The 14,242-nt window shown below is 41.3% G+C and carries 12 protein-coding genes; 4 read left to right on the top strand and 8 right to left on the bottom strand.

Annotated features, from left to right (window positions below):
• Nucleotides 1-92: 92 nt before the first annotated feature.
• From GNE10_RS21385 to GNE10_RS21370, 4 genes are all read right to left on the bottom strand, one after another.
• On the bottom strand, nucleotides 93-2,363 hold the full coding sequence (locus tag GNE10_RS21385) for a transglycosylase domain-containing protein (RefSeq protein ID WP_185566881.1): 2,271 nt from the start codon (nucleotides 2,361-2,363) through the stop codon (nucleotides 93-95).
• Nucleotides 2,364-2,863: 500 nt separating this feature from the next.
• Nucleotides 2,864-3,394 (bottom strand): hypothetical protein, encoded by a 531-nt coding sequence (locus GNE10_RS36400; protein ID WP_185566880.1) that lies wholly within the window; start codon nucleotides 3,392-3,394, stop codon nucleotides 2,864-2,866.
• A 186-nt stretch (nucleotides 3,395-3,580) separates the two neighbouring features.
• Nucleotides 3,581-4,045 carry a signal peptidase II gene (gene lspA / locus GNE10_RS21375; protein ID WP_185566879.1) on the bottom strand — a complete coding sequence of 155 codons (465 nt, stop codon included), beginning with the start codon at nucleotides 4,043-4,045 and terminating at the stop codon, nucleotides 3,581-3,583.
• Nucleotides 4,046-4,146: 101 nt separating this feature from the next.
• Complete coding sequence (locus tag GNE10_RS21370) at nucleotides 4,147-4,734, bottom strand: biotin transporter BioY (RefSeq protein ID WP_185566878.1); 588 nt, start codon at nucleotides 4,732-4,734, stop codon at nucleotides 4,147-4,149.
• A gap of 459 nt (nucleotides 4,735-5,193) precedes the next feature.
• On the opposite strand from GNE10_RS21370, the gene GNE10_RS21365 reads away from it, so the two are divergent.
• The 4 genes from GNE10_RS21365 to pstB all read left to right on the top strand — a co-directional run bounded on the left by GNE10_RS21365 (nucleotide 5,194) and on the right by pstB (nucleotide 9,172).
• On the top strand, nucleotides 5,194-6,270 hold the full coding sequence (locus GNE10_RS21365; RefSeq protein ID WP_185566877.1) for a PstS family phosphate ABC transporter substrate-binding protein: 1,077 nt from the start codon (nucleotides 5,194-5,196) through the stop codon (nucleotides 6,268-6,270).
• A 187-nt stretch (nucleotides 6,271-6,457) separates the two neighbouring features.
• Complete coding sequence (gene pstC, locus GNE10_RS21360) at nucleotides 6,458-7,399, top strand: phosphate ABC transporter permease subunit PstC (RefSeq protein ID WP_185566876.1); 942 nt, start codon at nucleotides 6,458-6,460, stop codon at nucleotides 7,397-7,399.
• Nucleotides 7,396-8,328 (top strand): phosphate ABC transporter permease PstA, encoded by a 933-nt coding sequence (gene pstA / locus GNE10_RS21355; protein ID WP_099068827.1) that lies wholly within the window; start codon nucleotides 7,396-7,398, stop codon nucleotides 8,326-8,328. The genes pstC and pstA overlap by 4 nt, the downstream gene beginning before the upstream one ends.
• 40 nt (nucleotides 8,329-8,368) lie before the next feature.
• Entirely contained in the window at nucleotides 8,369-9,172 is an 804-nt protein-coding gene (gene pstB / locus GNE10_RS21350; protein ID WP_099068826.1) for a phosphate ABC transporter ATP-binding protein PstB, read from the top strand.
• Nucleotides 9,173-9,968: 796 nt separating this feature from the next.
• Here the strand turns inward: pstB and GNE10_RS21345 are convergent.
• The 4 genes from GNE10_RS21345 to GNE10_RS35525 all read right to left on the bottom strand — a co-directional run.
• Nucleotides 9,969-10,652 (bottom strand): Crp/Fnr family transcriptional regulator, encoded by a 684-nt coding sequence (locus tag GNE10_RS21345; protein ID WP_185566875.1) that lies wholly within the window; start codon nucleotides 10,650-10,652, stop codon nucleotides 9,969-9,971.
• 200 nt (nucleotides 10,653-10,852) lie between these two features.
• Nucleotides 10,853-12,082 (bottom strand): pilus assembly protein PilB, encoded by a 1,230-nt coding sequence (locus GNE10_RS21340; RefSeq protein WP_185566874.1) that lies wholly within the window; start codon nucleotides 12,080-12,082, stop codon nucleotides 10,853-10,855.
• Nucleotides 12,083-12,339: 257 nt separating this feature from the next.
• Nucleotides 12,340-13,527 (bottom strand): HetZ-related protein 2, encoded by a 1,188-nt coding sequence (locus GNE10_RS21335; RefSeq protein ID WP_185566873.1) that lies wholly within the window; start codon nucleotides 13,525-13,527, stop codon nucleotides 12,340-12,342.
• 496 nt (nucleotides 13,528-14,023) lie between these two features.
• Nucleotides 14,024-14,242: hypothetical protein (locus tag GNE10_RS35525; protein WP_221642934.1), on the bottom strand; the 219-nt coding region annotated here is incomplete at its 5' end.

The following is a 14,242-nucleotide window of genomic DNA, read 5'->3' as shown; positions in this document are numbered from 1 at the left end:
GGAAAAGGGAAAAGGAATAAATTTAATCTTTCCCCTTTCCCCCTTACCCCTTTCCCTTTCACCATGCCCAATGCCCAATGCCCAATGCCCATTTACCTTGTAATCCGCCCCATGTAATTTCCCCATAACTGAGCGGCTTGAGCGCTGCTACCAGATGTGGGGGAATTGTTGTCGTTTCCCAACCAAACACCAGTTACAAGCCGCCGACTGGGAATAAAACCTATAAACCATAAGTCAACGTTTTTATCAGTGGTGCCTGTTTTACCAGCTTCCCCTAATCCAATGGCAGCACTACGACCAGTACCTCTGGTGACTACACCGCGCATTAAACTAGTCATTTCATCAGCTACATTGTTTGGCAAAACTCTTTTGTTGGCGTCTGGATCTTGGTCGAAGGAGTAGATGACACGGCAAGTTTTGAGATCGTTGCGATCGCGGCAATCCCCACTATCTAAAATACGACTAATGGCATGGGGAGGATTCCAGACACCGCGATTGCCAATGGCACCAAAAGCACCAGTCATTTCTAAAACATTAACTACACTTTGACCCAGTACCAACCCTGGAACCGGATCGAGGGAGGACTTTACCCCCAAACGCTGCGCCATAGAAACCACTTTATCCAAGCCAATTTCTCTGGCAACTCGCAAAGCGATGGGATTTTCGGAAAGAGCCAGCCCCGTGGCAATATCTAAACTAGCGTCTGCACCAGCACGACAGGGTTTATAAGTGAAGCCTTGCCAAGTTAAAGGAGCGCAAGAATAACTTTTTGATTCTGGAATTCCCTGCTGAATAGCGGCGGTGTAAGCAAAGATTTTGAAGGTCGAACCCGGTTGTCTTTTGGCTTGGGTTGCACGATTGAACTGACTTTTTTTGTAATCGGTTCCCCCTACCATCGCCAAGATACTACCGTTACTAGAGTCGAGGGTCACCACTGCTCCTTGAGAAAACTTAAAAGTTCCACCAGCGCTGTTTACTGAATTACGCAATGCGGCTTCTGCTTGGCTTTGGATGGCTGGATCGAGCTTAGTTTCAATAATATAGTTGCCTTCTCTGGCTGCTCCCTCCCCCAAGATTGATTCCAATTCCGAGAAAACGTAATTGTAAAAGTAAGGAGCAATTGTTTTGGCTTGTTGTTCGCAAACTTTAGGACTAACTTGAACAGTGGAGCGTCTGGCTCGATTAGCCTCCTCTGCTTTGATTTTGCCCATTTCCAACATCCGTTTGATTACCCGATTGCGGTATTCAGCAGTTTCTAGCTTATTTGGGCCATCGCCGCAAAAATCAAACGCGTTGGGGGCTGGTAAAATTCCTACTAGTGTGGCAGCTTCCGCCAAACTTAAATCTTTTGCTGGTTTTTCAAAGTAATACCTGGCTGCATCTTCAAATCCAGAGGTATCTCCACCCAAAAAAACCCGATTTAAGTACATCAGCAAAATATCATCTTTGCTGTAAAAGGTTTCTAGCTTCAGGGCGACAATTGCCTCCCGCAATTTACGTCCTAGAGTATCCTGTCTGCCTACATAATCGCGGAACAAGCTACGGGCGACTTGCTGGGTAACGGTGCTGGCTCCTTGCTGGACATCTCCTGTACGGCTATTAATCAAGACGGCTCGCAAAATTCCTAACGGATCGACCCCAAAATGCCAATAATAACGGCTATCTTCAGAAGCGACCACGGCAGTGGGCAAATAAGGGCCAAATTCATCTAATCGCTTCATGTCCACGTGGGAGGTGGTGCGGGGTTCTCTCAGGGGTGTGGCTCCATCACGGGCATAAACAACTACTGGGGCGCGTGTAGCTGTGGGTAGGGGTCTGACTGAAAATTTTAGCCATTCGACGCCAATTACCAAGGCGAACAATGCACTGACACCACCAATGCCGTAACCTGTCCAAGTTGCAGCTTTGATGTACCAAGGTGGTGGATCGACATATTGCAATCTGACAGAAGCAGCGAGTTCTGGCGGCCCCAGAGTGAGAATATCGCCATGACGTAATTCCAGGGAATTGACACGACGTTTGCCACGATAGATGCCATTGGTGGAATTTTCGTCTTTGATAACAAAAACTGGTGCGCGCTGAGTGGAATTGCGCGATAGCGATAGGTGAATTTGGCTAACAACAGGGTTACGGATGACGATATCGCAGGATTTGGAGCTACGACCGAGAACATAGCGATCGCCCAACAGTGGATATACCTCTGCTTTATCCGCCCCCGCATCCTGCACCCAGAGTTCCGGCACTTTTGCATTAGGCTTGAGCGCCAATTTGGAAAAATCGACCCTAGCTTGAATTGTATGTACTGCTTGAGTCAGTTGACCTAATAACGTTTGTGGCTTGTGAGGGGGTTGGGGAGAACTCATCGGCTATTTACATCACACTTTTTAGTGAAGAATCGGGCGAACTACAACTTAGATGTTAATCTTCCATCATTTTACTCATAAGCCAAAGAATAAATTGGCTAGATGATTTTTTAGATTCATTTTATACCTAAATATCTTTTGTAACTAACAATAGCTTGTCATTTTTATTGCTTTTTTATTAACAGCCAATTTTTACTATTAAATCTAAAGTCTTGATTATATGTAGGTTTTACTAGTAAATGGCTACAAATACCATTCATTAGCTGGTATTCATCAACACAAAACATTGACGAACAACAGATTTAATTTTTACTAGTTTTACATATCAACATATTTTGAAACAAACCGAAATATCCTCTTTTAGGAAGATTTTCTAAATCTTATTGTCTGTTTTAATAGTTCGAGTGTTCCGTTGAGGTTAATTTCAGAATGATGGGAAAATCTCTGACCCTGATTGGTACAGCCCTATTTTTGGCACTTACCACTAATATTGCTGGCGCTCAATCTAGTAAATCCCCCATAGCCCAATCCAGTAGCGACTCCTCCACTAGTTCACCAACGGAAATCAAACTGTCGCCAGAAGGCAAAAAAATTCTGTGCGAGTATTTCCCTCTTAACTCTCGTTGTGGTGGTGGCACAGCTGTTACGCCTACTACTCCTGGTAGTACAACAGTTCCAACAGAAACCACACCTTCGGAAACCACCACTCCCGATAGCACAACCACACCGGAGAGCGTTACTCCATCTGGCTCTGGCACTCCTGATAGCACCACCACAACCCCAGCACCAGGAGCTACCCCTTCTGACTCTGGTACCCCCAGCAATATAACCCCAGCACCAGGAAGTGTTACCCCTTCTGACTCTGGTACCCCCAGCAATATAACTCCAGCACCAGGAAGTGTTACCCCTTCTGACTCTAGTACTCCCAGCAATATAACTCCAGCACCAGGAAGTACTACCCCTTCTGATGGCGCTTCTGAGCCAACTCCTAGCTCTCCTAGTTCAGTTCCAGGTTCTAGCTCGCCCAGCACTCCTGCTACAGGCAACTAAACTCAAATCTGCATACTGATTTGGCGTTAGTTATTGCTGTAGATATTGACAACTTACACCAGTTATAGTAATTGGTGTAAGTTATGAAACTAATACGCTATGAAAAAGAGTTTCAGCTATTAAGCCTGGGATAAATCATCCCAGGCTTAATAGTTTAATCAGGTCTGTTATGTTGAAGTTGGTGTTTTTTGCAAAGAGGCAATGAGCAGGCAAACGATACCGATACTAATAAATGAATCTGCCACATTAAATACAGCAAAATTAATGAGGCGAAAATCTAGAAAATCAACCACATAACCTAAAACAAAGCGATCGATGCCATTGCCCATAGCTCCACCTAAAATCAAGCCATAGCCTAGCTGATCCCACAGACTTAACGTAGGGCCAAATAACGCCAGCCCGATTAAAACTAAACTTACTCCTAAAGATAACCAGCGCAACCATTCCACTTTTCCACTTAACAAACTAAAAGCCGCACCAGTGTTAGTGACGTAAGTCAAGTGAAATATCCCTGGTAACAGTGGTAGCGTTTGTTGCAAACTGAATGTTTGCACCACCCAGTATTTTGTTATTTGGTCTAGAAAAAAAGCTATGAAGGCAGAAATCCAGAAAAGGCGATTTTTTAAACGCATGGCAAATTAGTCATTGGTCATTGATCATTGGGCATTGGTCATTGGGCATTGGGCATTGGTCATTGAAAAAAGACTAATGACTAATGACTAATGACTAATGACTAATAAAACATTAAGTGACGCAATACATATGCTATTACAGTGACGGCACAGACTACAGTTAGCTGACCTGGCAGTACAAACCAAGAATACCTGAGAATTGCTTGCATTAAAGGTATATTTTCTGTGCCTTGCCACTGAAAAAGATAGCTAATAATCAAATAACTAATACCGCATAGGTGAAGAGTTAACAACCCACAGATGCAACTAAAACCAAGGGTTTCTAGTCGGGGTCTAGCTTTAAAGGCAAACAAACCACAAATCCAAGCTCCAGGAATAAAGCCTAACAAATAGCCAAACTGAGATAGCTTAACATAACCAATACCACCACCATCAGCAAATACTGGCAATAAAGTTAACCCCATGACTAAGTAGGCAATTTGCGACAGCGCACCAGCATTTTTACCACCCAAACAACCCACAAGTAGTACTGCACCAACTTGAAAAGTTACACCTAAAGAAAAAGTCTGAATTCCTTGCTGACTCCAACTCCAAGGTGAAGTGATGCCATAAGCTTCTAGGAAAGTGCCACCCATTGTCAGGAGTAAGCCAATCATTGACCATAGTAATTGGTTGGAAGCAGCAAACATGTATCAGGCAAATAAAGAAAGGCAAAAGGGAAAACCAATAGCAACCAGTATAAACATTAATATATGAACTTTCCCACTTGAGCTTTAGCTGTTGGCATACCCAAAAGCTGATATCTGAGTTTTAATCTCTCAGTAGAATAACTGAACTTAAACTCGTATCTAGATTGATATTTGATTGCTAATATGTAGCGTTAATTTCATTTAAAAAATTGTAGATTCCAAAAAATATTTTTAGCCTACCCAAATTACTTAATATTTAGTTTATTTTCTGCAAGATAGTAGTATAATTTAAATCACATTTTATTTGATTACTGATGAAAAAATGTGCCTTTACTGACTTGAATTTTTAGTGTTTTTGAGTGTGTATTAGTATTGACTTAACCGATTGTTAACTTTTCTGTCACTCTTAAGTGCTAATGTTCATACTGTTAATCCATAGCATCATCTATAAAGATCCTTATGTTCTCTTCAAAGGTGCAGTTGGTTGCTCCCCTAGTTGCTTTGGCAATTGGTATTAGCTCTTGCGGCGGCGAAAACAATCAGGCTTCTAACAACCCTAGCCCAGCAACAGAAGGCGGTGCTACCCCAGCCACCAATACAGCAACCGGATCGAATTTATCTGGAACAGTCAAGGTGGATGGTTCTAGTACTGTCTATCCTATTTCTGAGGCCATGGCAGAAGAGTTTCAAAAGGCGAATCCTGGTATAAAAGTGACTGTTGCTTCTTCTGGTACGGGGGGCGGTTTCAAAAAGTTTTGCGCCGGTGAAACTGATATTTCTAATGCTTCCCGCCCCATTAAGCCAGAAGAAGTAGAACTCTGTAAAAAAGGCAATATCGAGTATATTGAACTGCCCATCGCTTATGATGGTCTCTCAGTGGTAGTTAGCCCCCAGAATAACTTTGTTGAGTGCCTCAAAGTTGATGAACTCAAAAAAATGTGGGAAACCGCCGCTCAAGGCAAAGTCACTCAATGGAACCAGATTAACCCGAAATTCCCTGCTGAGAAAATCGGTTTGTACGGCCCTGGAACTGATTCAGGTACTTATGACTATTTCACACAAGCAGTTGTAGGTAAGCAAGGAGAAAGCCGTGGAGACTACACTGCAAGTGAAGATGATAATACCTTGGTACAAGGTGTCAGTGCTGACAAAGGTGGTTTGGCCTTCTTTGGCTTTGCCTATTATGAAAACAACAAGGATAAATTAAAGCTAGTTGGTATTGATGCTGGTAAGGGCTGCGTTCAACCGAGTCCCCAAACCATAGCTGATGGAACTTATCAGCCGCTTTCTCGCCCAGAATTTATCTATGTCAAAAAAAGTGTAGCAACACGTCCTGATGTCAAGGCTTTTGTTGATTTCACTTACGCTCCAGCTAACCAAAAGTTAGTTACAGAAGTGGGTTATGTGCCTTTACCAAGCGATTTACTCACTGAAGTTCAAGCACGCTTCAATAGTGGTAAGGTAGGCTCGATTTTTGAGGGCAAAGGTTCTCAAGTTGGTGTCACTCTTAAGGATCTGATCAAGCAAGAAAAGTAAGAGTTTGCCTGAATAATTTTGATTCTCTAAGCACAATTGAAAATTTAGCTCTGGTAGCTGGAAGTAGCGACTAATAGCACAACCTTGGTGGTGTTGGGGTTCAGCTAAATTTCCAGCTCAGGGGCAATTTTTATCAAAAGCAACGTCTGTATACAGAGGAAGTTTGAATTGCTGAGGTTCTTCTTGAATGACTTCCAATCCGTTATCTAATCAACCAAATAATCAGAGCTTGTGGCAGCCTAATCGGGCTTTGAGTAAGCAGATTGAATTTGGTGTCAAAAGTTTATTTGCCTTGTTTGCCTTTGTCTCAGTAGCAACTACAATTGGTATTGTTTTAACACTAATTTTTGAGACAGTATCATTTTTTTCGGAAGTCCCCATCTGGAGATTTTTAACTGAGACACAGTGGACACCATTGTTTGCCAATAAGCAATTTGGAGTGATGGTGCTAATTAGCGCTACGCTCCTGATATCGATAATTGCGATCGCAGTAGCATTACCACTGGGTTTATTAGCAGCTATCTGCTTAAGTGAGTATGCCCCAGCAAAGCTCCGCAAATGGCTTAAGCCAGCCCTAGAAATTTTGGCAGGGGTACCCACTGTTGTTTTTGGTTACTTTGCACTGTTGACAGTGACACCGTTCCTGCAAAAATTTATCCCTGGTATGCAGGGATTCAATGCCTTGAGTGCGGGTTTAGTACTGGGAATTTCCATTATTCCTCTGGTAGCTTCTTTGAGTGAAGATGCTCTTTATGCAGTTCCCCGTAGTTTGCGAGAAGGTGCTTATGCACTTGGCTCAACAAAAAGGGAAACAATTGTTTCTGTGGTATTACCGGCAGCTTTATCTGGGATAGTAGCTTCCTTTATATTGGCTATTTCCCGTGCCATCGGTGAAACAATGATTGTTACAATTGCAGCTGGTCAAAATCCTCAGTTGACCCTTAACCCGTTAGTGCCCATTGAGACAATGACAGCATACATTGTCCAAGTTAGTAAAGGAGACACACCAGCAGGTTCACTAGCCTATAAAACTATTTTTTCAGTGGGCATGACATTATTTCTCATGACCTTGGCACTGAATATTTTTAGTTACTGGTTTGTCCGCCGCTTCCGGGAGAAATACGAATGACGAAGAGTAATATTCAATCTAAAAATCGGTTTGACTCTGGTGCAAATCGCAACTTCGATTTATCAATCGATAAACGCTACAATCTTGACAAAATTTTTGCCATCGCCACTTGGGCTGCAACTTTATTTGCCTTGTTAGTGTTAGCTATTTTGCTGATTGATATTTTAACTGACGGTCTTGGGCGTTTGAATTGGTCTTTTTTGACTAATTTTTCTTCTCGTCGTGCTTCTGCTTCTGGGATATTAGCTCCTTTAGTGGGTACCATCTGGTTACTGGTAATAACGGCTTTAATCTCGTTTCCTCTAGGAGTAGGTGCAGGTATTTTCTTAGAAGAGTATGCCGAAGACAATTGGTTTACTCAATTAATTGAAATCAACATTGCAAATTTGGCAGCCGTACCATCCATTATCTATGGCTTGTTGGGTTTGCAAATTTTCGTGCGGATAATGGAACCAATAACTCAAGGACGCACTGTATTAGCTGGTGCTTTAACCTTGAGCTTATTGATTTTACCAATCATCATTATTACCACTCGTGAAGCTTTGCGTTCTGTTCCCGATAGCTTGCGGCAAGCGGGTTTTGCCCTTGGTGCCAACAGGTGGCAAATCATTAGAGAACAAATATTTCCCATTGCTTTGCCAGGTATCCTAACTGGTACAATTTTGGCACTTTCAAGAGCGATCGGCGAAACAGCTCCCTTGATTGTAATTGGTGCTGTTGGGTTCATTACTTTCTTGCCTGAACTTTCTTTAAAAGGCTTGCAAAGTTCTTTCACCGCACTACCAATTCAAATTTTTGACTGGGTTTCTCGTCCTCAAACAGATTTTCACCAGAATGCTGCTGCTGGCATTATCATTTTGATGATCGTGCTGCTTTTGATGAATTCAACGGCTATATATTTACGCAATAAATTCCAGCAGTCTCGCTAAATGAGTCAAGCATGTTTTCATTATTGTCCTGAAGTTTTTTATGGTATTAAATTCAACAACTGCTACATCTGAGACTATATTGCAAGCTGAACAATTATCTGTCTTCTATGGTAATTTCAAAGCAGTTCGTGATGTTAATCTGAACATTGGCAAAAACAAAATCACAGCCTTTATTGGCCCTTCTGGATGTGGTAAAAGCACTGTATTAAGATGTTTTAATCGCCTAAATGACTTGATTCCCGGCGCACATATTGAGGGAAGAATTACCTTTGGCGAAACTGATATTTATGACAAAAGAATTGACACTGTAGAACTGCGCCGCCGCATTGGTATGGTGTTTCAAAAACCTAACCCTTTTCCAAAATCAATTTATGAAAATATTGCCTTTGGAGCTAGAATTAATGGCTACAGGGGTGATATGGATGAATTGGTAGAGCGGAGTTTAAGACAAGCTGCTTTGTGGGATGAAGTCAAACACAAACTTAAACAAAGTGGTCTATCTATATCTGGCGGACAACAGCAACGCTTGTGTATTGCTCGTGCCTTAGCAATTCAACCAGAGGTGCTGCTAATGGATGAACCATGCTCAGCTCTTGACCCAATTTCAACTTTGCGAGTTGAAGAATTACTCCAAGAACTGAAATCCCAATACACCATTATTATCGTCACCCACAATATGCAACAAGCCGCACGGGTGTCTGATATGACAGCCTTTTTCAATGCACAAGCAACGGAAAGTGGCTCAAAAATGGGATATCTGGTGGAATATGACTTGACAGAGCAGATTTTTAACAATCCCAAACAAGAATATACACGAGATTATGTCAGTGGCAGATTCGGATAAATATTTCGACTGATTGATTTGAAAATATAGTTTAGGATACTAGTTTAGTGTGCAAAATTTGACTACACTGGTAGCTTTTCACATTCCCTACGGCTATAAGCTGGGGGATTTTTGCTTTACGGTGTAAAAAACGAATTTATCGTCGCTATGCAAGCATTATAGTGATTTAAAAACCCTCATACCATTTTGGATTTTAGATTTTAGATTTTGGATTGTGAAACAGTTAGTAGTAATTGCTTTTGGCTATACATCTGTCAATACGGTTCGGATAAGCAGTATGAACTTCCCTTGTGGTCTGGGAAAAGGTTATGGATGTATTTGAAACCTTTCCCCTTTCCCCTTTAACCGAACCGTATTGATACATCTGTCGCAATCATTTTTCAAATTGGTATCAGATTTCTCCGTGGGGTAGTTAATAAAAATGAGTTTTATTGAAACTGCACAATCACAGGACTTACACACAATAACAAAAAACGTAGACGCATTAGCGAAGCGGTAGCGACGAAGGAGCGTCAGCGGCTTGCGACAGGCTACCGCCAAGGACGCAAAGAACACATTCGCCGTTCGCGTAGCGTCTCCGTCAGGAGAAGGGTAGAAATAAGAGTTTTAGAGAGTTTTTGCGTAAGTCCTAAATCAGATGAAATCAATCTATTTGTTGAGTTCGGAAATAGGGCATAGGGCATTCAACAGTGAACAGTGAAGAGATAATTGATAACTGTTATCTCCTCCAGTCATCAGTTCCTTGCTATAAATGTGTCACCACTTAGTAGTAGAGAATGGATAATCAGCAAAGCAATTACACTCTACCTGCCAAGTTCATCAACTGTTTGAAGTTTACAAGATAGGTAATGTTGTTGGTGTTGTCAATGTTAATCCACCCTTTTTCATGTAACTTTTCCATGATTTTGGTGGTTTCTTCAACACCGATTTCTGTCACCTCTGCTAAATCTTTAAAAGGAATGTTAAAAATTTCTCTGCCCTGGTTTGATTCCTGACCATAGCTTTCGCCTAAAGTTACTAAGGTATGAGCCAGTTTGACTGCTGGTGGGGAAGACCGCATTTGCAAGCGCAGGTTAATTTGTCGTAGTCGTCGCACCATCAATTGCAACATGCGGTGATGTAATTGTGGGTCTTTAAACAATATTTGAATAAAACGTTCTCTGGAGATACTAAGTAACTTCACAGGTGAAAGGGAAATGACATCAGTTGAGCGGGGAGATTCATCTAAAATTGCCATTTCTCCAAAAAAATCCCCACGGCCAAAAATTGCCAGAGCTACTGAATCTTCCCCGACGGTACGTCGGACTTTCACCCAACCAGAAACCACGAGATAAACGGCATTACCCCAAGCATCTTCCATGAGAACAGCTCGCCCAGCTGGGTATTCATGTTCAATTGCAACGTTGAGTAGCCATTCCAAAGTTTGTGGGTTGGCTGTACTCATCAAGGGGAAAAGTTCACTAAAAACCTCTGTTTGCATGAAATATTTGCAATAATATGGATTTAAAAGCGGAAATTAACTTGGTTACTATAACTTTCTTTGAACCGTAATCTTACGTAAAATATGCACGTGAGATTTATATTTATTTGTTCTAACCTTCTTAGATCCGTCGATTCAGAGTTCGATTACAACATAACAATTATGTATTGCGATCGAAATCAGCGGTTTCACTGATAGACTTATGATTTGCTGTTTGTAGATCGCTCGCTGTCTAGTGTTAGTTTTTTGAGCTGTTGGTCTAAACTTTTCACTAATTGATTCAGGGTAACTAAAGCCTCTAATTGCTCGCAGTCAAGACCGCGATTGAGAAAAAGGCGTTCTTGTAGTTCATGTAACTTAAAACTTAATTGCTGAGAAATTCCCAAGGCATCGCGGCTGAGACGCTTCAGTTGTTGTTGTTGATAAAACTTTAATGCTGCTCCTCGCAAAACTTGGAGTGTAGCTTCTTCTCCATAAATTCCTGGCATAACTCGCAAGCGCAATAGCAAACGGTTTTTTTGATACAAACATTCCTTCTCTACCTGTTTTGGTTCTGCAACCTTACTAATAGGTAGGGAAGCAAATCGCTTTAACTCATTAAGCACTCCTTGGAAAACAGACAGTGGCACTTTGTCTAACACAGACTGTAATACTCCATTGTCACTCCATAGTATCCTGCCTTCGTAAGGTTGCCTTTCTAGATATAACCGACCAATTCCCCCTGTCAAAATTCGTCCTAGTAATTCTTCTAGTAATCTTTTGGGTGGTAGTGTTGCCAGTACTTCCACAGGACTAAATAGTTCAGGAATTTCTACGGGTAGGATAGGTAAATTTTCTACTATTGGCGATTCAGAAGTATTTTTTTGTTGATCTGTATTTCCGGAAGTTAAGAAGGAAGAAATTTGAGGGGGATGATTTGGATGTGAGAGTGGTAAATCTATCGGCTGCTGAAAATGCTCATTAATTTCTGTGTCAGGTGGTGTGAATGTTGGTAAGTGCTGCGATTCAGAGTAAGTATCATCAGAACCAATAAACCTATCAACAACGGTAACTGTGATTTCGCGATCCCCTTGTTGGGCATCTAGCTGGGATATATTCTTATGGTTCAGGTAAGCTGACAATATTCTGCGATGAGCGTCAGCTGCGATCGCCTCAATTATCAGTGTGCAATTCATATAAGAGGCAATACGACTTACATAATCTAGTGCTTCAGCGTCTTGTGGATGAACCATACCTAGCAATAGCTTGTTGTCTTTTAATCCAAAAGGCAATATTTGATGGTAAAGACAAGCTTCAAATGACAAAAAACTATCCATTAGCTGGAATATTTCCTCGCGTTCGCCTTCTTGCTCCCACTTACTTTGTGTAGCGGTTAGCACATGTTCTCTGTTGACTGTGCTATTTGTGAGTTCGCCTTCTGAAGACAACATAGATTTTATTACTTGGTATTTTCTTATATAGTATTTTCCTTCTAGTTTAGTAGGTAGTTAATAAAGATACTTTGTTGGATTGTTAAAAATTCAATTATCTATTACATAAGTAGACGTAAGTAGCAGATAAATTTTCGATGAAGGATTAGGGAAAATACTGAGATGGGGCATAGGAGTGAGGAGTTAAGAGTTAAGAGTTAAGAATTATTCTCCTTGTCTTCCTTGTCTACCTCATCTTCCCACCTCCCCATGCTCGCTTACTCCTGAGTTCTTAAAGCTTGGGCTGCAAGATAGACTTTTGTCCATTCGCCTAGCACTTGGTGAGTTTTGAGTTTTAATTGTTGGGCTATCTCTTCTATTGATTTACCTGTTCTACGTAAATCTAGGATCTGCCGCGCCAAAGGAGTGAGTTTTTCATGAAGTTGCTGCCATTGGCTTTGTGTTAGACCGAAGTTGTGTTCTTCCAAGGAAATTGAGAGCCAACTATCTACGAGTTCTGGTTTACCTTTGAGGGCAAAGACGCGCACAGCGTGGTAACTAATTTTTTCTCGCAGTCGGTATACTTCTCTAATTGGTTTATTGAGTTTTTTGGCAATTTCTTCTTGTGATTTACCTTGGAGATACAATCGTAGCCACTCTACTGCTTCTGTTCCCAGGTTTTCTTGTAAATAATTTTCAAATTCTCTTTGTACAGACTGCCGTAGTGCTTGTTGTTCTTCTTGTTGTTGTGTTTCTTGATATTCTGCGATCGCTTGACTATCCACTAAGTTAACTCGATTGTCGCTGTCGTCTGTGAGGACTTCTTCTGAGACTAATCTAACTAAATCGCGGCTTGGGACTTGGGTTAAGCCGCCACGCTGAGTACGACGCAAGTAATTTACAAAACGGTAAGCTAAAAGGGGTTGATTGCGTACTGGACGCAAACAATATTCTTCTACGCTGGCAAACAGCAAAGCATCGGCTAATCGGCGATCGCTTGTATATTTGGCAATGTCAACCATTTGCTGTTGCATGTAGGTGTCATTTTGCAGTAATTCTTGTAGTACTTCTTGCAATACATCTACTACACTACGCTGGCGATCGCGGCTAAGAGCTACCCAAGTCTGAATTTTATTTCGTAATGTTGCCAAGCTCCCCAGTCGCGTTATCAAGTTACGATAGGCACGTTCTCGCCCTAACCCTAAGTAGCGTTGACGTAAAATTCTCCAGCGATACTCCATTGCTTGCTTGGCGATCTCAAGTTCTTTCGGGTTAAACATATCAAACCGTTTTGAGTCAGATCCCAAGAGCCAGAGAGTAATACTTTGTCTTGTAGCTTCACTTTGTTCTGGACATTCTACAGTCAAACGCCTTTGCCAATCCAAAGCCAGTTTTTCCAAATCCTTTGTCATAGCGAGATTGCGCTCCTCGAAACTCAATTTTGAAGTTTGCATCACAACCCCCATTCATCCCATCTAACCTAATTGTTTAACTGGCAATTGCCCCGGATTTCATGAGTTTCATGAAAACGTTTCAGTGATTCCACTTTTATTACGTCTAAATTCACTAACTTTATGCAGAAATTTCTCTAATTATGTTTTCCTTCGATATTCAAAGTGCCCTAATCCAATGTCTATGAGGGATTTCCGTCAATTCTATTAATTTAAACTTTTTGTTAAGTTATGTTTTTTAACTAACAACAAAAATGTATTTAGAGTAGTGAGGATAATACATCATTACATAAAGATGGGTTGGGGAAATTTGAATTTCAGGAACCCAATTGAGGAACGAATATAATTTAACTCAAGATTAGACGTAATTTCACCCGTATAAGTTTCAACTCTCGCCAATATTTTACGTAGTTAAATACTTGGTTTTACTGGAAACCATAAATATAGTTTCACTAAGTGTATACATGGGAATTAGCAATCAATAATAATTTTGACTTTACGAATACATATATCAAGCTAATTGATGCTTAATAAGATAGCGATCGCCAAGATTGATACTGCAATGGAAAAATACAGGATATTGACTGAATTTTATCAGGGTAAATTGGTAAACAAAACAGGTTTTATTCCATAGTATTAAAGTTATTTTGTGTACCCGAAAACCCCACCCCGCCAAAGCTACGCTTTGTCTCCCCTCCCCGCAGGCGGGGAGGGGATTAAGGGGTGGGGT

This window comes from Nostoc sp. 2RC (assembly GCF_014222165.1).
Lineage (GTDB): Bacteria > Cyanobacteriota > Cyanobacteriia > Cyanobacteriales > Nostocaceae > Nostoc > Nostoc linckia.
Note: the sequence above shows the minus strand (reverse complement) of the source record. Positions and strands in the feature narration are given on the sequence as shown.